This is a genomic window from Flavobacterium sp. YJ01, assembly GCF_029320955.1.
Taxonomy (GTDB): domain Bacteria; phylum Bacteroidota; class Bacteroidia; order Flavobacteriales; family Flavobacteriaceae; genus Flavobacterium.
On record NZ_CP119757.1, the window covers coordinates 5,358,131 to 5,380,646 of the forward strand.

The 22,516-nt window shown below is 36.6% G+C and carries 11 protein-coding genes, 4 tRNA genes and 3 rRNA genes; 16 read left to right on the plus strand and 2 right to left on the minus strand.

Annotation, left to right across the window (positions count from 1 at the left end; all coding sequences use genetic code 11):
* Positions 1–105: 105 nt before the first annotated feature.
* The 14 genes from P0R33_RS22935 (at position 106) to P0R33_RS23000 (ending at position 18,133) form a co-directional block, all read left to right on the plus strand.
* Positions 106–2,082 (plus strand): alpha-L-arabinofuranosidase C-terminal domain-containing protein, encoded by a 1,977-nt coding sequence (locus tag P0R33_RS22935; RefSeq protein WP_276173418.1) that lies wholly within the window; start codon positions 106–108, stop codon positions 2,080–2,082.
* Positions 2,083–2,109: 27 nt separating this feature from the next.
* A complete protein-coding gene (locus P0R33_RS22940; protein WP_276173419.1) occupies positions 2,110–4,584 on the plus strand; it encodes a glycoside hydrolase family 95 protein in 2,475 nt (824 codons plus the stop codon).
* A 176-nt stretch (positions 4,585–4,760) separates the two neighbouring features.
* Positions 4,761–6,131 carry a glycoside hydrolase family 27 protein gene (locus P0R33_RS22945; protein ID WP_276173420.1) on the plus strand — a complete coding sequence of 457 codons (1,371 nt, stop codon included), beginning with the start codon at positions 4,761–4,763 and terminating at the stop codon, positions 6,129–6,131.
* On the plus strand, positions 6,131–8,689 hold the full coding sequence (locus P0R33_RS22950; protein WP_276173421.1) for an alpha-L-arabinofuranosidase C-terminal domain-containing protein: 2,559 nt from the start codon (positions 6,131–6,133) through the stop codon (positions 8,687–8,689). Before P0R33_RS22945 ends, P0R33_RS22950 begins: the two co-directional genes overlap by 1 nt.
* Before the next feature lie 46 nt (positions 8,690–8,735).
* On the plus strand, positions 8,736–10,670 hold the full coding sequence (locus P0R33_RS22955; RefSeq protein WP_276173422.1) for a family 43 glycosylhydrolase: 1,935 nt from the start codon (positions 8,736–8,738) through the stop codon (positions 10,668–10,670).
* Between the two features lie 1,040 nt (positions 10,671–11,710).
* Positions 11,711–13,224, plus strand: a 16S ribosomal RNA gene (locus P0R33_RS22960).
* A 125-nt stretch (positions 13,225–13,349) separates the two neighbouring features.
* Positions 13,350–13,423: transfer RNA gene (locus P0R33_RS22965), tRNA-Ile, on the plus strand.
* 108 nt (positions 13,424–13,531) lie between these two features.
* Positions 13,532–13,605 (plus strand) — tRNA-Ala (locus P0R33_RS22970).
* Between the two features lie 120 nt (positions 13,606–13,725).
* A 23S ribosomal RNA gene (locus tag P0R33_RS22975) occupies positions 13,726–16,606 on the plus strand.
* A gap of 173 nt (positions 16,607–16,779) precedes the next feature.
* Positions 16,780–16,889 (plus strand): 5S ribosomal RNA (gene rrf, locus P0R33_RS22980).
* The 16S, 23S and 5S rRNA genes sit together here with 4 tRNA genes alongside, the layout of an rRNA operon.
* Before the next feature lie 70 nt (positions 16,890–16,959).
* Positions 16,960–17,032, plus strand: a tRNA-Phe gene (locus tag P0R33_RS22985).
* A 6-nt stretch (positions 17,033–17,038) separates the two neighbouring features.
* Positions 17,039–17,124 (plus strand) — tRNA-Leu (locus P0R33_RS22990).
* Positions 17,125–17,235: 111 nt separating this feature from the next.
* Positions 17,236–17,688, plus strand: coding sequence for a DUF1569 domain-containing protein (locus tag P0R33_RS22995; protein WP_276173423.1), 453 nt, complete (start codon positions 17,236–17,238; stop codon positions 17,686–17,688).
* A gap of 10 nt (positions 17,689–17,698) precedes the next feature.
* Positions 17,699–18,133 (plus strand): nuclear transport factor 2 family protein, encoded by a 435-nt coding sequence (locus P0R33_RS23000; RefSeq protein ID WP_276173424.1) that lies wholly within the window; start codon positions 17,699–17,701, stop codon positions 18,131–18,133.
* A gap of 4 nt (positions 18,134–18,137) precedes the next feature.
* Here the strand turns inward: P0R33_RS23000 and P0R33_RS23005 are convergent, their stop codons facing one another.
* Entirely contained in the window at positions 18,138–18,782 is a 645-nt protein-coding gene (locus tag P0R33_RS23005) for an endonuclease III (protein WP_276173425.1), read from the minus strand.
* Between the two features lie 50 nt (positions 18,783–18,832).
* Positions 18,833–19,699, minus strand: coding sequence for an alpha/beta hydrolase (locus tag P0R33_RS23010; protein ID WP_276173426.1), 867 nt, complete (start codon positions 19,697–19,699; stop codon positions 18,833–18,835).
* 114 nt (positions 19,700–19,813) lie between these two features.
* On the opposite strand from P0R33_RS23010, the gene P0R33_RS23015 reads away from it, so the two are divergent.
* Both P0R33_RS23015 and P0R33_RS23020 read left to right on the plus strand, forming a co-directional pair.
* Positions 19,814–21,235, plus strand: coding sequence for a glycogen synthase (locus P0R33_RS23015; RefSeq protein ID WP_276173427.1), 1,422 nt, complete (start codon positions 19,814–19,816; stop codon positions 21,233–21,235).
* On the plus strand, positions 21,232–22,512 hold the full coding sequence (locus P0R33_RS23020; protein ID WP_276173428.1) for a glucose-1-phosphate adenylyltransferase: 1,281 nt from the start codon (positions 21,232–21,234) through the stop codon (positions 22,510–22,512). The genes P0R33_RS23015 and P0R33_RS23020 overlap by 4 nt, the downstream gene beginning before the upstream one ends.
* The last annotated feature ends 4 nt before the right edge of the window (positions 22,513–22,516 follow it).

The following is a 22,516-nucleotide window of genomic DNA, read 5'->3' on the forward strand; positions in this document are numbered from 1 at the left end:
GTCACAATAAATCTTCGTGATGTGATGCTTTTCAAACTTTCAAAATAAACTTTAAAAAGATTAATTAATATATTGCAAGTATATTCTCAATATAAAATAAGTACAATGAAAAGAAACGTAATTTCAACATTATTCATAGGAGGTTTACTGCTTAGTAGTATTTATGGAAATGCTCAAAAAAATACTTTAGAAGTCGATGCTTCCAAAACCATTACTAAAATCGAACCTACAATGTTCGGATTGTTTTTTGAAGACATCAATTTTGCTGCAGATGGTGGATTATATGCCGAAATGATTAAAAACAGATCTTTTGAATTTGATAAACCTTTAATGGGATGGGAGCAACCTAATACAAGAAGGTCTTTAAACAAAGAATCAGGCATTGCGCTTCCGATCAACGTAGCGGCAAATAATACTAATTTTTGCAGAGTAGAAATCAATAATGATAAAGGTTATGTTTTAATTAATGAAGGATTCCGTGGAATGGGAGTGAAGAAAGATGCTAAATACAATCTTTCATTAAAAGCGGCCAATCACAATGGAGCAATCAAAAAAATTATTTTTCAGCTTATTGATAAAGACCAAAAAGTACTTGGAGAAACATCTGTTGTTCCAAAATCGGATCAATGGACAAATTATACAGCACAATTTACAGCAACTCAAACAGAAGCAAAAGCAAAGCTTAAAATTACTTTTGAAGGAACTGGAACAATCGATTTAGATATGATTTCACTTTTTCCAGAAGATACTTGGAAAAACAGAAATAACGGACTTAGAAAAGATCTTGTACAATTATTATACGATGTAAAACCGGGTTTTTTACGTTTTCCGGGCGGTTGTATTGTTGAAGGCAGAACATTGTCTGATCGTTACCAATGGAAAAAGTCTGTTGGAAATGTAGACGAAAGAGAAACAAAAATGAATCGTTGGAATGTTGAATTCAACCACAAATTAACGCCAGATTATTTTCAGAGTTTCGGATTAGGCTTTTTTGAATATTTCCAGCTTTCAGAAGATATTGGTGCAGAACCGCTTCCAATTTTAAGTTGCGGAATGGCTTGTCAATACAACACAGGAGAATTGGCACCGATGAACGAATTAGATCCTTATGTACAAGACGCTTTAGATTTAATTGAATTTGCAAATGGTTCAGTTACGACAACTTGGGGAAAAATCCGTTCGGATATGGGGCATCCAAAACCATTCAATTTAAAATATATTGGAGTTGGAAACGAACAATGGGGACCAGATTATATTGATAGATTCAAAGTTTTTGAAAAAGCAATTAAAGCAAAATACCCAAATATCATTATTGTATCAGGAAGCGGACCTTCGCCAGCAGGTGAACATTTTGATTTTGCAATGCAAGAATTAAAAAAACTGGACGCAGAATTGGTCGATGAACATTATTATGAAAGCCCAAAATGGTTTAGAGAAAATGCTGGGCGTTATGATAATTACGATAGAAAAGGTCCAAAAATATTTGCTGGAGAATATGCTGCACAAAGTGTTTCTGGTGCAAATCCAAATAATAGAAATAATTGGGAATGTGCTTTTTCTGAAGCTGCTTTTATGACTGGTTTAGAAAGAAACGCAGAAGTGGTACATCTTACTTCTTATGCTCCTTTAATGGCACATGAAGATGCTTGGCAATGGACACCAGATATGATTTGGTTCAATAACTTACAATCTTATGGTTCTGCAAACTATTATGTACAGCAATTATTCTCAACTAATAAAGGAACAGATTTATTAAGCATTACTCAAGATGGCAAAGCTTTAATTGGGCAGAATAATTTGTATGCTTCGGCTGTAAAAGATGCAAACAGTAAAGAAATTATAGTAAAACTGGTAAATACAGCAGCAACAGCTTCAGAAGTGAGTATTGATTTAAAAGGAGCAAAATTAGGATCAAAAGGAAGTATGATTAGACTGGCAAGTGCAAATTTACAAGATGAAAATACTTTTGCAGAACCTAAAAAAATTACTCCAAAACAAAGTGAATATAAAGTGACAAAAGGAAAACAGCAATTGAGTCTTCCTGCTTATTCTGTTACGGTTTTAAAACTGAAAACAATCTAATCATTTATTCTTATAAAAATAAAATATATGCCATATCATTCTCTTAAAAAAAGGCTTTTATTATTGTTAACATTAACAGGATTTTCTGTTTTTGCACAACAAGATTTAAAACTGCAATATAAGCAACCTGCTGTCGAATGGACAGAAGCGCTGCCAATAGGAAATGGTACACTTGGAGCAATGGTTTTTGGAAGAGTAGATTCAGAATTAATTCAGCTAAATGAGGCTACTTTATGGAGTGGCGGACCTGTGCAGAAAAACGTTAATCCTGATGCTTTTCAAAATCTTGCTTTAATTAGAGAAGCTTTGAAGAATGAAGATTTTGAAAAAGCCTATAATTTGACTAAAAATATGCAGGGACCTTACAGCGAAAGTTACATGCCCTTGGGAGATCTTATTTTAAAACAAGATTTTGGCGGACAAAAAACAGAATCTTATAATAGAAGTCTTGATATTGAAACTGGATTAGCAGTAACCAATTTTAAGATTGGCGGAGTTAATTATAAAAGAGAAATCTTTGCTTCGGCACCTGCACAATGTATTGTAATTAAACTTTCGGCAGATCAATTGAAAAAACTTTCTTTTACAATTGACGCTTCTAGTCTTTTAAAAAATCAAAAATCAATAAAAGATAAATCTTTGGTTTTGAAAGGAAAAGCACCTTCACATTCAGATCCAAATTATATTGATTACAATAAAGAACCAATTGTTTATGAAGATGCATCGGGCTGTAGAGGAATGCGTTTCGAATTGATTATTAAACCAATAGTAAAAGATGGCGAAATAAGCGTTGAAGGAAATAATTTAGTAATAAAAAATGCATCTGAAATTTTAATTTTCGTTTCTGCAGCAACAAGTTTCAACGGATTTGATAAATGTCCGGATAGTCAAGGAAAAGACGAACATAAATTCGCAGAAACCCCAATTAAAAAAGCTGTTACGAAGAAATATGATAATTTATTAAAAGAACATATTACAGATTTTCAAAAATTCTTTAATAGAGTTTCATTAAAATTAAATGAAAAAGAAACTAATAAATCTAATCTGCCAACAGATGTAAGATTGGAACAATATGCAAAAGGCGAAAAAGATGCTGGATTGGAAGCTTTATTTTTTCAGTTCGGGCGTTATTTGTTGATTTCTTCTTCGCGTACACACAATGCTCCAGCCAATTTACAAGGAATTTGGAATAACAAACTTCGCGCACCTTGGAGCAGTAACTATACGACAAATATCAATTTACAGATGAATTATTGGCCCGTAGAATCGGCAAGTTTGTCTGAATTGTTTTTTCCGCTTGATGAATACATTAAAAATGCTTCTGTAACGGGAACAGAAACTGCCAAAAGTTATTATCACGCAAATGGATGGGTTTTGCACCATAATTCAGACATCTGGGCTATGACAAATCCTGTTGGCGATTTCGGAAAAGGAGATCCAATGTGGGCAAACTGGTATATGGGAGCCAACTGGATAAGCAGACATTTATGGGAACACTATCAATATACGGGAGATGTGGCGTATTTGAAAAAAGTATATCCAATTATCAAAGGTGCGGCAGAGTTTAGTTTAGACTGGCTTCAGAAAGATCAGAATGGTCATTTGGTAACGATGCCTTCGACTTCGCCAGAAAATATGTTTTATTATGATGGCAAAAAGAAAGGCACGGTAACGACTGCTTCTACAATGGATATCGGAATTATTAAAGATTTGTTTGAAAATACAGTCGAAGCTTCAAAAGTTTTAAATATTGATTCAGAATTCAGACAAAAAGTAGACAAAGCTGCAAATGAATTACTTCCTTTTCAAATTGGTAAAAAAGGACAATTATTAGAATGGTATAAAGATTTTGAAGAAGAAGATCCGCATCATAGACATACTTCGCATCTTTATGCGTTGCATCCAGCCAATTTAATTTCGCCACTAAAAACACCAGAATTAGCTAACGCAGCAAAAAGAACTTTAGAATTAAGAGGCGACGATGGAACTGGCTGGAGTTTGGCTTGGAAAGTAAATATGTGGGCGAGACTTTTAGACGGAAATCATGCTTATCAATTATTCAAAAATCAATTAAGATTAACAAAAGATAACGATCCTAAATATAGTAGACATGGAGGTTGTTATCCGAATCTTTTTGATGCGCATCCGCCTTTTCAAATTGACGGAAATTTTGCGGGAACTGCCGGAGTCATCGAAATGCTGATGCAGAGTCAGAACAAAGAAATCCATTTGCTTCCTGCTCTTCCAGATGCTTGGTCAGATGGTGAAATTAAAGGCATTACAGCAAAAGGTAATTTTACAGTCGATATAAAGTGGGAAAACGGAAAAATGAGTCAAAGTAAAATTGTATCTAATGCAGGAGGAATTTGCCATATAAGATCAGCAAAACCATTTAGAATTCAAAAGTTGAATATTCAAAGTAAAAAATCGTCAATTGGTTATGTTGCAGAATTTGAAACCAAAAAAGGAACTTCTTATATTATCGAAGCTTATAATGACTAAAAAACATAGTTTAAAGCTGAATGCATTTTGTGAAAATTAATATGCAAGAATGATTAAAGCAAAAAAACGAAATTAGATAAATTCCCCCTTCAATATTATTAATAAACAAAAATGTAGAAGGGGGTAATTTTTTTTATTATTTTTAAATGTAAATTTTACACATAAAATTAACCACAATGAAAAAAACAAACTTACTTACTATCGCGATAGGCACATTTTTTATATCTGTCTTATCTAGCGCACAAACCAAACCATTTCAAAAAGAAGAATTTAAACAATGGGCGCAAACACCACCAATGGGCTGGAACAGTTGGGATTGTTACGGTCCAACTGTGGAAGAACATGAAGTAAAAGCCAATGCAGATTATATGGCAAAAGAGCTGAAGAAATTTGGTTGGGAATATATTGTAGTTGATATTCGCTGGTTTGTTGAAAATGATAAAGCAGGAGGTTACAACCAAACAGATCCGCGTTATGTTATCGATCAATACGGTAGATATTTGCCTGCTGTAAATAGATTTCCATCAGCAAAAGATGGCAAAGGTTTTAAGCCATTAGCAGATTATATTCATGGAAAAGGATTAAAATTTGGAATTCATATTATGCGAGGTATTCCTAAAAAAGCAGTTGAAGACAAAATGCCGATTAAAGGAACTAAAGGAATTACAGCAGATCAGATTTATACAACAGCTTTGCAATGCGAATGGTTGAGAGATAATTATACAATTTTGGCAGACAAGCCAGGAGCACAAGAATATTATAATTCTATTTTCGAATTGTACGCGCAATGGGGAGTAGATTTTATAAAAATTGACGATTTATCAAGACCATATCACGAAGGTGAAATCAATTTAATCAGAAACGCAATTGACAAATGCGGACGTAAAATTGTTTTAAGCACTTCTCCTGGAGAAACTCCGATTTCGGCTGCTTTTCATGTAACAACACACGCAAATATGTGGCGTATGGTGGATGACGTCTGGGATACTTGGCCGCATATTACTCATTTAATGGATGTTGCTCAGAAATGGTATCCTTATATTGCTCCAGGAACATGGCCAGATTGCGATATGATTCCGTTAGGACGTATTTCAATAAGAGGCGAACGTGGAAATGACCGTATGACTCGTTTAACAAAAGACGAACAATATACTTTAATTACATTTTTCAACATCTTCAAATCACCATTATTCTTTGGTGGAGATTTACCAAGTAATGATGCTTTTACTCTTTCATTGCTAACAAATAAAGATGTTGTAAAAATGCATAATGAAAGCAAAGACGTAAAACAGCTTTTTCAGAAAGATGGTAAAATTGCTGTGACTTCAAAAAATGCTAAAGACGGAAGTGTATATCTTGCTTTGTTTAATATTTCAGATAAGGACACTCAGAAAGTAACAGTAAATCTTTCAGAACTTGGAATTTCTGGTTCGGCTGAAGTTTTGAATATGTGGACAGGCGAAAAATCAAAAACAACTTCAAAAGAAATAGGAACAGATTTAAAACCGCATAGTTCAGTTCTGTATCAATTAAAAGGCAAAAAATAATGAAAAGGTTATTGCTTCGCAGCACTTTAAAACTGATGCTGCTTTTTGCGATTACTTTTGGTATATCTGGATTTAGTATTAAAACAAATGAAAAAAATCCAGATAAAGTGTACTTATTTGCTTATTCTACTTTAAAAAATAATGGAAAAAACGGACTTCATTTTGCATGGAGCACAGATCAGAGAAACTGGTTTGCAATTGGACCTGAATTTAGTTTTCTAAAATCAGATTTTGGAAGCTGGGGCCCAACGGGAAAAAGCATGTCTGAGGCCTTTTTGATTAAAGATAATTCAGGAATTTTTCATTGCTTTTGGAGTGTAAGAGATAATGTATTTGCGCACTCAGAAAGTAAAGACTTAGTAAATTGGGGAAGACAAAATTATATTCAGGGAATGAAGAATTTTGTTGGAAAAGGGCAAGATAAATCGGTAATTCAAAATGTTCAAGTTAGTCAGAAAGATGGAAAATATCTGGTTCACTTTAGCGAAAGCGGTAAAAATTATTCTTCAGCAACAAAAGACTTCAAGAATTATTCTGCTACAATAATTGACAAGGATATTTCTGGAGAAAATTTAAGAAGTGAAATTCAGCTTCAAGGAGAAGTTTTTCAGGGAACAATACATCAAGTAGATTGGAGTTTGGTCGAAACTATGATCAAAAACATGGAATCGGTTAAGTTTAGGGATAAACAAAATAATACTTCTCCAAAAAGCGATAGTTTGATGTTTTTAGGATTGAAACCCGTTAAAGCGGAAATTCGAATTAATGGTCATGAATCAAAAAAAATCAGCAATATGCTTACAGGTGTTTTTTTTGAAGATATTAATTACGCGGCAGATGGTGGTTTATATGGAGAATTGATTCAGAATCGTGATTTCGAATATTCACTTCACGATAAAAAAGGAAGCGATGAAAAATGGAATTCTTCAATGGCTTGGAATGGCAATTTTACAATTGAAAAAGAAAATTCAATTCATTCTAACAATCCAAATTATGCCGTAATCAAAAACGGAAATATTACAAATTCAGGTTTTGATGGAATCGCACTTAAAATCAATGAAAAATATGATTTTAGTGTTTTTGCAAAAGGAACAAAAGCAATTGTTCGTCTAAAAACGTCAAGCGGAGAAACTTTAGCAGAAGCGACATTTACGCCAACTAATTCTTGGAAGAAATTTAATCTCGTTTTAAAACCTTCTAAAACTGCAAATGATGCTCATTTGGAAATCAGCACAAATGGCGAAACGTCAGTTGATATGGTTTCGCTTTTTCCGCAGAAAACTTTTAAAAACCATAAAAACGGACTTCGTGCAGATTTAGCAGAAATGATTGCAGACATGCATCCAAAATTTGTTCGTTTTCCTGGCGGTTGTGTGGCACATGGAGACGGATTGCATAATATTTACAAATGGAAAAATACAATTGGTCCGTTAGAAAGTAGAGTTTCGATGCGAAATATTTGGGGTTACCACCAATCTATGGGATTGGGATATTTTGAATATTTTCAATTTTGCGAAGATTTAGGCGCCGAAGCTGTTCCTGTATTAGCTGCTGGCGTTCCTTGTCAAAATTCCTCTGACGGAGGTTCTGGACAGCAATTCGGAATTCCGATGGAAGAAATGGACGATTACGTTCAGGATGTTTTAGATTTAATAGAGTATGCGAATGGAAATGCTAATACCGTTTGGGGCAAAAAACGCGCTGAAGCAGGGCATCCAAAACCTTTCAATCTAAAATATGTTGGAATTGGAAATGAGGATTTAATCAGCGATGTTTTCGAAGAACGCTATCGAATGATTGTAAAAGCAGTACAACAAAAATATCCAGAAATTAAGATTATTGGTACAGTCGGACCATTTTTTGAAGGAACAGATTATAGAGAAGGCTGGAAAATAGCCGATGATTTGAAACTGCCACTTGTAGACGAACACTATTATCAATCTCCAGGATGGTTTATCAATAATCAGGATTTTTATGATAGTTATAACCGTTCAAAATCTAAAGTATATCTTGGAGAATATGCTTCGTGGGGTAATAAATTTTACAATGCTTTAGCTGAGGCATTGTACCTAACAGGAGTTGAACGAAATGGAGATGTAGTTTCTATGGCTTCTTATGCGCCTTTATTAGCAAGAGAAAAACATACGCAATGGAATCCAGATCTAATTTATTTTAACGGAACTGAAGTTAAACCGACTGTCAATTATTTCGTGCAGAAACTTTACGGTCAGAATGCTGGAGATATTTATATCGAGAGAAGTATAAAAGTTTCAGACAATAACGAAGCAAATAAACGTATTGGAGTATCTGCCTTAAAAGAAAGTTCTTCGGGAGATTTGATTATAAAATTAGTTAATGTTCTTCCAGTCGCAGTTATGCCGTCAATCGAAATATCTAATTTAATGATTGCTGAAAATGCTAGTTATACTTTATTAACTGGAAACCCAGAAAAAGCAGAAGCAAGACCAGTGAACCAAATAATTTCAGTAAAAGAAGCTTTTTCAAAAGAGTTACCGCCTTATTCTTTTAGCGTGATTCGTATTAAAACCAAAAAATAAGCTGTTCTATTATTTTAGAAAATAGAATGGTATTAAACTTTATAAAATGAAAAAAATAAAATTTAGTCTTGTAGTGTTGTTAGTAATTTCAACTTTTTTACAAGCGCAAAATTCAGCAAAAGGAGTTCCGCCCGCAGTTGCAGAGAAAGATTTAACAGCATATTTGTTCGTGTACTTTATAGGAAATCAAATCGAAGAAGAAGCTGTTAATTTTGCTGTAAGCACAGATGGATACCATTATTATGCATTAAATAATAACAAACCTGTTTTAGAAAGTAAAGAAATTAGTTCTACAGGAGGAGTTCGCGATCCTCATATTCTTCGTGGCGAAGATGGCAAAACCTTTTATATGGTTTTAACTGATATGACTTCCTCAAAAGGTTGGGACAGTAATCGTGCAATGGTCTTGCTTAAAAGTACAGATTTAGTAAATTGGAAAAGTAAGGTTGTAAACATTCAGACAGCATTTCCAGGAAATGAAAATTTGAAAAGAGTTTGGGCGCCGCAAACAATTTATGATGCAAAAGCAGGCAAATACATGATTTATTTTAGCATGCAGCATGGTTCTGAGCCTGATAAAATTTATTACGCTTACGCGAATGAAGATTTCACAGCTTTAGAAAGTGCTCCAAAGTTATTGTTTGTTCCTAAATCTAAAGGAGCTTGTATAGATGGAGATATAATTCTTAAAGACGGAGTTTATCATCTTTTTTATAAAACAGAATCTGCAACTGCTGGTATCAAAACTGCAACTACAACCGATTTAACTTCTGGAAACTGGAAAGAAAACGATAATTATCTACAGCAAACTAAAGAAAATGTAGAAGGATCGAGTATTTTCAAACTTAATAATTCTGATGATTACATTTTAATGTATGATATGTATTCGAAAGGAAAATATCAATTCACCAAAACAAAAGACCTAGAAAACTTCACAGTCATTGATGAGGACATTTCAATGGACTTCAAACCACGTCATGGAACTATTTTGCCAATAACACGTTCTGAATTAAAAAGAATCACTCAGAAATGGGGATTACCAAGCCAACTTCCAAAAATTAAGAATAATCCAGTTCTCGAAGGTTATTATGCCGATCCTGAAATTTTATATTCAAACAAAACCAAAAAATATTACATCTATCCAACTAGTGACGGATTTAATGATTGGTCAGGATATTATTTTAAAACATTTTCATCTGATAATTTAGTAGATTGGAAAGATGAAGGAATCATTTTAGATCTTAAAAAAGATGTTCCTTGGGGAAATAGAAATGCTTGGGCACCTTGTATTGTAGAAAAGAAGATAAAAGGAAAATACAAATATTTCTATTACTTTACGGCAGCACAAAAAATAGGAGTAGTCGTTTCAGATAATCCAACCGGACCTTTTAAAGACAGTGGAAAAGCACTTATATCCGAAAGACCTCAGGAAATACACGACGGACAAGAAATTGATCCAGATGTTTTTACCGATCCAAAAACAGGAAAAAGTTATTTGTATTGGGGAAATATGTATATGGCAGTTGCCGAATTAAATTCAGATATGATTTCTTTAAAACCAAATACTCAAAAAATTATAGCCGTTAATAATTCTTTCCGTGAAGGAACTTATGTTATTTACAGAAACGGAAAATATTATTTCTTTTGGAGTGAAGACGATACCAGAAGTCCAAAATATAAAGTTAGATACGCAATTTCGAATTCTCCGACAGGGCCTTTAGAAATTCCAGAAAATAATATAGTAATTCAAGGAAGACCAGAAGAAGGAATCTATGCAACAGGACATAATTCAGTATTGCAAATTCCAAACAAAGACGAATGGTATCTAACATATCATCGTTTTTCTTACCCAACAGGAATCAAGATGGGAAATGCGGGAGGTTTTCACCGCGAAGTTTGTATCGACAAATTAGAGTTCAATCCAGATGGAACAATAATACAAGTAATTCCAACTCACGAAGGAATAAAAGCAATTAAATAAAAATAAGTTTCTACATTATATATAGTAGTATATAACCCGACAGATTTTGAAAACCTGTCGGGTTTCTTTTTTATAAGCATACATATATAATATAGTATAGATTCCGATTTACTGTAGAGGCGCACTGCAGTGCGTCTTATGCCAATGGATATTTAAAGGGAAACAGATTCATGGACGCTATAATATAGGAGAGCTGCCAGCTTTAATTATTTTCATGAGCTTTTTCCCGCTATCCGCTCCAATCTTTTTGGGGCTAACCCCTCCATAAAAAGGATTTCCTCCCGAATCTTCGGGACTGTCGGGGCTGGAAATCCCGTATTCTGGAGAAACATCAGCGGAAAAAGAGGCTTGAAGATCCATTTCGGGAGCAGATAGGGGAGCAGAAGCGCATTTCAGGATTTAGATTTTCCCAATAAAAGTGCCCTAAAGGTTGGAAAATCCCCAGAATCTCTGTTCGTAAAACCCGCAAAACAATCAAAAACGCATTTGAATTCAGAAAAAGGCTACAGGCGGGCAAAAAAAAAATGAATTGTAAAGAATCCGTTATCAGGGAGTTAAGAAATAATCCGAAAAAAGATGAAAAAAACACATCAAAAAAGCTTGCATAACTGAATAAAGGTTCTACTTTTGCACCCGCAATCAGCAAGACGCTCATCGAAATACTGCAGAAGAATAGGAATCGGAAGGGAAGAAATTTTCTGAAAAAAAGATTCGGAAAAGCTTGCAGGAAAAGAAAAAGGTTTTTACATTTGCACCCCGCAAAACAGGGAAAGTTCATTGAAATATCGGAAGGGAAATCGGGAAAAGGAGACGAAAAAAAAGTTTCAAAATTTTTCAATTTTTTCTTGCGAGAAACAAAAAGAAGTTTTAGTTTTGCACCCGCTTTGAGAGATAAGCGAAAGACAAAAAAATTACGTTCGTAGACATATTGAATTGACAGCCGTTCCGATGCAAATCGGAACAGAAAAAATAAGAGTAATGGAATCGTAAGATTCGAATAAGACCGACTGGAAAAGCATCGCATAATAATATTAAAATATACGATGAAGAGTTTGATCCTGGCTCAGGATGAACGCTAGCGGCAGGCTTAACACATGCAAGTCGAGGGGTAGGATTCTTCGGAATCTGAGACCGGCGCACGGGTGCGTAACGCGTATGCAATCTGCCTTTCACAGAGGGATAGCCCAGAGAAATTTGGATTAATACCTCATAGCATAATGAGTTGGCATCAGCACATTATTAAAGTCACAACGGTGAAAGATGAGCATGCGTCCCATTAGCTAGTTGGTAAGGTAACGGCTTACCAAGGCAACGATGGGTAGGGGTCCTGAGAGGGAGATCCCCCACACTGGTACTGAGACACGGACCAGACTCCTACGGGAGGCAGCAGTGAGGAATATTGGTCAATGGGCGCAAGCCTGAACCAGCCATGCCGCGTGCAGGATGACGGTCCTATGGATTGTAAACTGCTTTTGTACGGGAAGAAACACTCCTTCGTGAAGGAGCTTGACGGTACCGTAAGAATAAGGATCGGCTAACTCCGTGCCAGCAGCCGCGGTAATACGGAGGATCCAAGCGTTATCCGGAATCATTGGGTTTAAAGGGTCCGTAGGCGGTCTTGTAAGTCAGTGGTGAAAGCCCATCGCTCAACGGTGGAACGGCCATTGATACTGCAGGACTTGAATTATTGGGAAGTAACTAGAATATGTAGTGTAGCGGTGAAATGCTTAGAGATTACATGGAATACCAATTGCGAAGGCAGGTTACTACCAATTGATTGACGCTGATGGACGAAAGCGTGGGTAGCGAACAGGATTAGATACCCTGGTAGTCCACGCCGTAAACGATGGATACTAGCTGTTGGGGGCAACTTCAGTGGCTAAGCGAAAGTGATAAGTATCCCACCTGGGGAGTACGAACGCAAGTTTGAAACTCAAAGGAATTGACGGGGGCCCGCACAAGCGGTGGAGCATGTGGTTTAATTCGATGATACGCGAGGAACCTTACCAAGGCTTAAATGCAGACTGACCGATTTGGAAACAGATCTTTCGCAAGACAGTTTACAAGGTGCTGCATGGTTGTCGTCAGCTCGTGCCGTGAGGTGTCAGGTTAAGTCCTATAACGAGCGCAACCCCTGTTGTTAGTTGCCAGCGAGTAGTGTCGGGAACTCTAACAAGACTGCCAGTGCAAACTGTGAGGAAGGTGGGGATGACGTCAAATCATCACGGCCCTTACGCCTTGGGCTACACACGTGCTACAATGGCCGGTACAGAGAGCAGCCACTGGGTGACCAGGAGCGAATCTATAAAGCCGGTCACAGTTCGGATCGGAGTCTGCAACTCGACTCCGTGAAGCTGGAATCGCTAGTAATCGGATATCAGCCATGATCCGGTGAATACGTTCCCGGGCCTTGTACACACCGCCCGTCAAGCCATGGAAGCTGGGGGTGCCTGAAGTCGGTGACCGCAAGGAGCTGCCTAGGGTAAAACTGGTAACTAGGGCTAAGTCGTAACAAGGTAGCCGTACCGGAAGGTGCGGCTGGAACACCTCCTTTCTAGAGCCCGATCAGTTAGCCGCAAGGCACGATTGGGAAATAAGATGCCGGACCATTGGTTTGGAATCGTGATTGCATTACTCTTGCTGTTAATTTAAAAAAATGATAAAAATTAAGTAAAACAGAGTCTCGTAGCTCAGCTGGTTAGAGTACTACACTGATAATGTAGGGGTCGGCAGTTCGAGTCTGCCCGGGACTACTATTTGACTTGATTTGAAGGAAATTCTGGAAGCTGTGATTCACCAAAGGAAATTAGAGAAGAATGGGAAATCTAAAATCTGAATTCTAAAATCTAAGATTTAAAAATGGGGGATTAGCTCAGCTGGCTAGAGCGCCTGCCTTGCACGCAGGAGGTCAACGGTTCGACTCCGTTATTCTCCACAGTTCCGAAAGGAAAAAAGTTCATTGACATATTGAGATAAGAAAATAATAAGAAAGTAGAAAGAACACGTTTTGCGATTTATTGCAAGACGGCAGAGACAAGGCATGCCTTGTCTAGTACAATAAGCAAAATAAGGGCGCATGGGGAATGCCTAGGCTCTCAGAGGCGAAGAAGGACGTGATAAGCTGCGAAAAGCTGCGGGGACTGGCACACACAGATCGATCCGCAGATATCCGAATGGGGCAACCCGCTATGCTGAAGGCATAGCACACCGATAGGTGGGCAAACCCGCTGAACTGAAACATCTAAGTAGGCGGAGGAGAAGAAAACAAAAGTGATTCCGTAAGTAGTGGCGAGCGAACGCGGATTAGCCCAAACCGGCATTGTTACGGCATTGCCGGGGTTGTAGGACCGCGATATTTCATGCATGAGGAACCGGAAGCTTCTGGAAAGGAGCGCCATAGAGGGTGACAGCCCCGTATGGGCAACAAATGTAATGGATAGCGGTATCCTGAGTAGGGCGGGGCACGTGAAACCCTGTCTGAATTTGGCGGGACCATCCGCTAAGGCTAAATACTCCTGAGAGACCGATAGTGAACCAGTACCGTGAGGGAAAGGTGAAAAGAACCGTGAATAACGGAGTGAAATAGATCCTGAAACCATGCGCTTACAAGCGGTCGGAGCCCTTTCGTGGGGTGACGGCGTGCCTTTTGCATAATGAGCCTACGAGTTAACGTTGCCGGCAAGGATAAGTGGTTAAGCCATGGATCCGCAGCGAAAGCGAGTCTGAATAGGGCGCTTTAGTCGGCAGTGTTAGACGCGAAACCGTGTGATCTACCCATGGGCAGGTTGAAGCTGTGGTAACACACAGTGGAGGACCGAACCGGTTGACGTTGAAAAGTCTTCGGATGACCTGTGGGTAGGGGTGAAAGGCCAATCAAACTCGGAAATAGCTCGTACTCCCCGAAATGCATTTAGGTGCAGCGTTATTTTAGTTATATAGAGGTAGAGCTACTGATTGGATGCGGGGGCTTCACCGCCTACCAATTCCTGACAAACTCCGAATGCTATATAATGGTTGATAACAGTGAGGGCTTGGGTGCTAAGGTCCAAGTCCGAGAGGGAAAGAACCCAGACCATCAGCTAAGGTCCCCAAATATATGTTAAGTTGAAAGAACGAGGTTTGTCTGCCCAGACAGCTAGGATGTTGGCTTGGAAGCAGCCATTCATTTAAAGAGTGCGTAACAGCTCACTAGTCGAGCGGACGAGCATGGATAATAATCGGGCATAAACATATTACCGAAGCTATGGATTTGCAGCTTGCTGCAAGTGGTAGGGGAGCATTCTGACAGGGCAGAAGGTGTATCGTAAGGTATGCTGGACCGGTCAGAAAAGAAAATGTAGGCATAAGTAACGATAATGCGGGCGAGAAACCCGCACACCGAAAAACTAAGGTTTCCACAGCTATGCTAATCAGCTGTGGGTTAGTCTGGTCCTAAGGCGAACCCGAAAGGGACAGTCGATGGCCAACGGGTTAATATTCCCGTACTTCTTATTGCTGTGATGGGGTGACGGAGTGATGAAAGCGCCGCGAACTGACGGAATAGTTCGTTAAAGCACCTAGCTATAGGGTCTCTAGGCAAATCCGGAGATCTTGGTGAAATGCGATAGTACTCGGAGTCTTCGGACAAAGAGATAGTGCGCCTAAGGGCTTCCAAGAAAAACCTCTAAACTTCAGGCAATAAGAACCAGTACCGTAAACCGACACAGGTAGTTGAGGAGAGAATCCTAAGGTGCTCGAGAGATTCATGGCTAAGGAATTAGGCAAAATAGACCTGTAACTTCGGGAGAAAGGTCGCCCCGAGCAATCGGGGCCGCAGTGAAGAGGTCCAGGCGACTGTTTATCAAAAACACAGGGCTCTGCAAAATCGTAAGATGAAGTATAGGGCCTGACACCTGCCCGGTGCTGGAAGGTTAAGAGGAGATGTTATCTTCGGAGAAGCATTGAATTGAAGCCCCAGTAAACGGCGGCCGTAACTATAACGGTCCTAAGGTAGCGAAATTCCTTGTCGGGTAAGTTCCGACCTGCACGAATGGTGTAACGATCTGGACACTGTCTCAGCCATGAGCTCGGTGAAATTGTAGTAACGGTGAAGATGCCGTTTACCCGCAGTGGGACGAAAAGACCCTGTGCACCTTTACTATAGCTTAGTATTGACCTTGGATAAATGATGTGTAGGATAGGTTGGAGACTATGAAGCGGCGTCGCCAGGCGTTGTGGAGTCATTGTTGAAATACAACCCTTTGTTTATCTGAGGCCTAACCCCGCGATGTGGGGGACAGTGCTTGGTGGGTAGTTTGACTGGGGTGGTCGCCTCCAAAAGAGTAACGGAGGCTTCTAAAGGTTCCCTCAGTACGCTTGGTAACCGTGCGTAGAGTGCAATGGCATAAGGGAGCTTGACTGAGAGACATACAGGTCGATCAGGTACGAAAGTAGAGCATAGTGATCCGGTGGTTCCGCATGGAAGGGCCATCGCTCAAAGGATAAAAGGTACGCCGGGGATAACAGGCTGATCTCCCCCAAGAGCTCATATCGACGGGGGGGTTTGGCACCTCGATGTCGGCTCGTCACATCCTGGGGCTGGAGAAGGTCCCAAGGGTTGGGCTGTTCGCCCATTAAAGTGGCACGCGAGCTGGGTTCAGAACGTCGTGAGACAGTTCGGTCTCTATCTACTGCGGGCGTTAGAAATTTGAGTGGATCTGATTCTAGTACGAGAGGACCGAATTGGACAAACCTCTAGTGTATCTGTTGTCCCGCCAGGGGCACCGCAGAGTAGCTACGTTTGGAAGGGATAAGCGCTGAAAGCATATAAGCGCGAAACCCACCACAAGATGAGATTTCTTTTAAGGATCGTGGAAGATGACCACGTTGATAGGCTACAGATGTAAAGGCAGTAATGTCACAGTCGAGTAGTACTAATAATCCGTAAGCTTATGTACGCCCTTTTCCCGATCCGCCCAGGCGGATCGGGAGGAAACTTTCTAAACTATTCTTCTTTTCTTTATCTCAGTATGTTAAAATATTTGCTCGACGCAGAGCAGTTGATGGTTAATAGTTGATAGTTGATGGAAAATCCAACAACCGACAACCGCAAACCAACAACTAAAAACCTTAAGGTGGTTATTGCGGCGGGGCTCACCTCTTCCCATCCCGAACAGAGAAGTTAAGCCCGCCTGCGCAGATGGTACTGCAGTTATGTGGGAGAGTATGTCGTCGCCTTTCTTTTCAAAAACCCTGTTTATAAAACGGGGTTTTTTATTCTAAATTTTACTTATAGTAATATAAGTAATAAGGTACCTTAGCTCAGATGGTAGAGCAATGGACTGAAAATCCATGTGTCCCTGGTTCGATCCCTGGAGGTACCACATAATGCTCGGATGGTGAAATTGGTAGACACGCTGGACTTAAAATCCAGTGAACAGCAATGTTCGTGCGGGTTCAAGTCCCGCTCTGAGTACTAAAACTTCAATTGGCTTTTTGCTAATTGAAGTTTTTTTTTTGCTCTAAAATCTACCAAACTCATTAAATTTTATAATTTTACTTTTTATAAATCGGTTATTTTTTAACTATGCAAAACATTTTTTCTAGAAAAGATTCTGAAGAGTTTGTTGATCGTATTAATCAATTGAAGAATGATTCTCAGCCAGTTTGGGGTAAAATGTCTGTAAATCAAATGCTTGCTCACTGTAATATTATGTACGAGATGGTTTATGATAGTATTCATCCAAAACCTAATAGCTTTTTACGGTTCATTTTGAAATCATTTATAAAGAACAAGGTAGTGAGTGAAAATCCATACCCTAGAAATATTAGAACTGCGCCTCAATTTATTATTAGTAACAATCGTGATTTTGAAATTGAAAAAGATAGGCTTATTAGTTATATAAATAGAACACAACAACTTGGAGAAAAAGAATTCGAAGGAAAAGAATCTCTTTCATTTGGAAAGTTAAATTCAAAAGAATGGAATAATATGTTTGCTAAACATTTGGATCATCATCTTTCTCAGTTTAATGTTTAAAAATATTTCTATGAAATTTTATATATTAATCTTTTTTATTTTTTTAGGATTGAGTTCTAATGCTCAAAAGAAAGAAGTTCAAAAAACTATTGAACTATTTTTTGAGGGATTTCATAAAAAGGATTCAACAATAATAAAATCAGTTTGTTCGGATAAGATGATTTTGCAATCGATTAGTGAGAATAACATTAAAGGGAATAAATTATCTGATGAATCAGAAAAAGAGTTTTATAAATCAATAGCTTCTATTCCTCTAAGTATAAAATTTCAAGAGAAAATATTGAGTTATTCAATTCAAATTGATGGCTCAATGGCACATGTATGGACACCATATGAGTTTTATATTAACGATAAACTAAGTCATTCTGGAGTTAATGCTTTTACATTGTTTAAAGAAAAGGAAACTTGGAAAGTAATTTATTTAATAGATACTAGAAGAAAATAGATTATTACGCTACTTCGGTTGCATAATATAAACATATATCTGTTAAAGGACATTCTGAGCATTTTGGTTTTGGTCTACAAGTTTCTCTTCCTAAAAAAGAAATTGCCATTCCAATTTCTGACCATATGTTTTTAGTAAGCACCTGCATTAAATCTTTTTCTACTTTATTTCCATCTTTGCTCTCTTTAATAATTCCTATTCTTGGCGCGACACGAATTACATGTAAATCGGCAATAATTCCTTCTGCAGGTTTATTAGTTTCTCTTAAAATAACATTTGCAGATTTTCTTCCAATACCTTTTAGTGCTGTTAATCCATTCATAGTTAGAGGAATATCTTTGTCTTGTTTAATTGTTTGAGCAATTTCTATAATCCATTTTGCTTTTGTAGCGTGATTGCGAACATTGCTTATGAATGGAACGAAACTGTCAAAGTCAGCTTTTGAAAGTGCATTTAAGCTAGGATATTTTTCAAATAGTATTGGAGCAATTTTATTAATATTTGCATCAGAATCTTGTGCAGATAAAATTACCATAACCAACAATTGATAAGTGCTATGGTATTCCAGAGGATGTTTCTTTCCTCTATATTTTTTTAAAATGGGTTTTAATTTAGTTTCCCAATCTAACGTTTCTCCAAATAAGTCCATTTTTTATTTACTTATAAATTTATGGAAATCAATTTTTTACGTATATAAAGTTAGTGATTTTTGATAAAATCAAGAATTCTTTTAATAACATTATGATTTCCTAGAATTTTTCTATGTCCCAGTCCATTGGTTAAAAATAGACTTCCATTTTCAAGATTTTCATTTATATGAATTCCGGCTTTCACTGGAACTTCTGGATCATCATTATCATGTATTACTAAAACAGGGATTTCTATTTTTTTTGCAGCACGATATGCTGAAAAATCGTCCATTTTAACCTGATATTTATTTTCGAAGAAATCTCGCAGATTTTGACTTATTTCTTTTTTTAAACCTAATTTAAAAACAAATTCATCCAAAATATCTTGTACAATATCTCCGCTTCCTATAATTACAGCTTTATCTAAATTAAGTCCGTCTTTTATGGCGTTTAGAACAGACATTCCTCCCAATGAATGTCCGATTGCGATTTCAAAAGGTCCAAATTCTCTTTCAATTTCTAAGATTGAAGCAATAAATTCAGACATAATAGTAGTTTTTCCTTGAGATTTTCCATGAGCTGGAGCGTCGAAACTAACTGTTGAATATCCTTTTTGTAAAAGTTCATCTGCTATTTTAAATAACTGAGTTCCTCTTCCAGACCATCCATGAACTAATAATATTTTGCGATCACTTTGACCGTATAAGTAAGTAATAACACTTTTATCAATGCTTGGAACATAAATTGTCTTCTTTACGCTTTTAGAATCCATTTCAAATTCACGCTTTGGAACTTTATGTTTTATAGGGGTTGTAAAGATTTTTGCAGCAAATTTAGTAACTAATTTTTTGGATATTAATGCGCATAATTTCGCAGATAGTATAATTATCGTGGGAATTTTTAATGATTTAGTAGGATTGATTGTCTTTTTTGCCATTTCGATAAAACTGATTTTGAAGCTAAACTCTGCTTGTTTTTTTGCTAAATTTAAAAAACATAAAAGTAGTATTTTAATAATCGCTTCTTAAAAAGTATCCTAAATTAATTTTGAATGGAGATATTTCATATTAGTGCAGAATGTTATCCAATGGCAAAGGTTGGCGGACTTGCAGATGTTGTTGGTGCTTTACCTAAATACCAAAGCAATGCTAGTCACGATGTAAGAGTAGTTGTTCCTTGTTATGATACAAAATTTCGAAAGGAAAATGATTTTGAATGTGTTCATTGGGGTACAATTAAACTTGGGAATTTTGATTTTCCGTTCAGTGTTTTAAAAGAAACTACCGACAAATTAGGTTATGAATTATATCTGATAGAAATTAATGAATTATTTGATAGACCGAATGTTTATGGATATGAAGATGATATTGAACGATTTCTGTCTTTTCAAATTGCTGCTTTAGATTGGATTATTGCCAGAAATAAAGTTCCTGATGTTATAAATTGTCATGATCATCATACAGGTTTAGTTCCGTTTTTATTACAATTTGCTTTTAAATATGAAAGTCTGAAAGATGTAAAAACTGTTATTACAATTCATAATGGGCTATATCAAGGTTGGTTTGGTTTTGATAAACTTTATTACTTGCCAGAATTTGATTTAAAACATGTTGGGTTTTTAGAATGGAATAATTCAATTAATTCGCTGGCAGTTGGGGTAAAATGTGCCAATGCTGTAACGACGGTTTCACCAAGCTATCTGAATGAAATTAATCTGTATGCTAATGGCTTGGAATCTTTGTTTAATTCTGTTCGAAATAAATCAAAAGGAATTTTAAATGGAATTGATATTGAAGTATGGAATCCGTTGAAAGATAAAATGATTGCTGAAAATTATTCTATAGAAAATTTTGAAGTAGGAAAAGCGAAGAATAAAGAAAAACTGTGCGAGCAATTTGATTTAGATCCTTCAAAACCCTTGTTTAGTTTTATTGGACGATTGTTTGAAGAAAAAGGTGGAGATTTATTGCCACATGCTTCAGCTTTAGCTTTGTCTGAAAATTTTGAAGAAATTAATATTCTGATTTTAGGTTCTGGAAATTCAGAGATTGAATCGCAATTAACACAACTAAGAAATGATTATAAAGGAAATTATAACGTTTTTATAGGCTATAATGAAGATTTAGCTCATTTGATTTACGCAGGTTCAGATTATATTTTAATGCCTTCAAGAGTAGAACCTTGTGGCTTAAACCAAATGTACGCTATGCGTTACGGGACTATTCCTATTGTGCGAAGAACTGGAGGTTTGAGAGATACAGTTGTAGATTATGGAGACGATGGAAACGGAATTTGTCACGATCAAGCTTCAGTTGCAGATATTACTTATTCTATAAATCGTGCAGTAAAGTTGTACGATGATAAAGAAAATTTCAATAAAGTTTTAAAAAGAGGAATGTCAGCAGATCATTCCTGGGAAAGAGTGTGCCAAGAATATATCGAAATATACAACTTAATAATTCAGCCAAAATGAAATTTAAAAAGAAAAATGTAGTTGCCATTATTTTAGGAGGAGGACAAGGATCGCGTTTGTTCCCATTAACAGAAACTAGATCAAAACCTGCTGTTCCGATTGGAGGAAAATACCGTTTGGTTGATATTCCAATTTCGAACTGTATTAATTCTGATATTTTTAAAATATTTGTTTTAACGCAGTTTAATTCGGCTTCTTTAAATGCACATATAAAGAATACGTTCAATTTTAGCATTTTTAGCCAATCTTTTGTTGATATTTTAGCGGCAGAACAAACTCCAGATAATCCGACTTGGTTTCAGGGAACGGCAGATGCTGTTAGACAGTGTATGTCACACTTCTTGAAACACGATTTTGATCATGCCTTAATTCTTTCTGGTGATCAATTGTATCAAATGGATTTTAATGAAATGTTAGAAGCTCATATTGCTGCAGATGCTGAAATTTCTATAGCAACTTTGCCTGTAAATGCAAAAGACGCTCCAGAATTTGGTATTCTTAAAACGGATCATGAGAATAATATTCATGCTTTTATCGAAAAACCAGATGCTTCATTGTTGCCTGAATGGGAATCTGAAGTGAGTGAACATATGCAAGAAAAAGGGAAAAAGTATCTTGCTTCAATGGGAATTTATATTTTCAATAAGCCATTATTGGAAGAATTAATGGGCAATCAGGAAACGAAAGATTTTGGTAAAGAAATCATTCCACAAGCCGTTGGAAAACATAAAATTTTAAGTTATCAGTACGAAGGATATTGGACAGATATCGGAAATATTGAATCGTTTTTTGAAGCAAATATTGGTTTAACAGCTGATATTCCAGAATTTAATTTATTTGATAACGAAAATAAAATTTTTACAAGACCAAGATTACTTCCTCCGTCAAAATTCAGAAATTCGATTATCAATCAATCTTTAATTTCTGAAGGTTGTATTATTAATGCTAAAGAAATTAAAAGTTCTGTAATTGGAATTCGTTCTAGAATTGGAGAAGGGACTGTTTTAGAAAATTGTTACGTAATGGGTAACGACTTTTATCAAGATTTAGACGAATTAAATCAAGAAAGCAGTATCAGTAAAATTCATGTTGGAATTGGTGAAAATTGCTATATCAATAATGCCTTAATTGATAAAAATGTACGAATTGGAAATAATGTACATATTTCTGGAGGAAAACATTTAGATAATTTTACTAACGAATTGTACAGTATTAAAGACGGAATTGTTGTTATCAAAAAAGGCGTTACATTATCTGATAATTTTAGAATTGAATAAATTT

Bases quoted from the DNA above. Each gene is read 5' to 3' on its own strand.
- P0R33_RS22935 (WP_276173418.1), top strand. From the start codon at position 106: ATGAAAAGAAACGTAATTTCAACATTATTCATAGGAGGTTTACTGCTT.
- P0R33_RS22940 (WP_276173419.1), top strand. From the start codon at position 2,110: ATGCCATATCATTCTCTTAAAAAAAGGCTTTTATTATTGTTAACATTA.
- P0R33_RS22945 (WP_276173420.1), top strand. From the start codon at position 4,761: ATGAAAAAAACAAACTTACTTACTATCGCGATAGGCACATTTTTTATA.
- P0R33_RS22950 (WP_276173421.1), top strand. From the start codon at position 6,131: ATGAAAAGGTTATTGCTTCGCAGCACTTTAAAACTGATGCTGCTTTTT.
- P0R33_RS22955 (WP_276173422.1), top strand. From the start codon at position 8,736: ATGAAAAAAATAAAATTTAGTCTTGTAGTGTTGTTAGTAATTTCAACT.
- P0R33_RS22995 (WP_276173423.1), top strand. From the start codon at position 17,236: ATGCAAAACATTTTTTCTAGAAAAGATTCTGAAGAGTTTGTTGATCGT.
- P0R33_RS23000 (WP_276173424.1), top strand. From the start codon at position 17,699: ATGAAATTTTATATATTAATCTTTTTTATTTTTTTAGGATTGAGTTCT.
- P0R33_RS23005 (WP_276173425.1), bottom strand. From the start codon at position 18,782: ATGGACTTATTTGGAGAAACGTTAGATTGGGAAACTAAATTAAAACCC.
- P0R33_RS23010 (WP_276173426.1), bottom strand. From the start codon at position 19,699: ATGGCAAAAAAGACAATCAATCCTACTAAATCATTAAAAATTCCCACG.
- P0R33_RS23015 (WP_276173427.1), top strand. From the start codon at position 19,814: ATGGAGATATTTCATATTAGTGCAGAATGTTATCCAATGGCAAAGGTT.
- P0R33_RS23020 (WP_276173428.1), top strand. From the start codon at position 21,232: ATGAAATTTAAAAAGAAAAATGTAGTTGCCATTATTTTAGGAGGAGGA.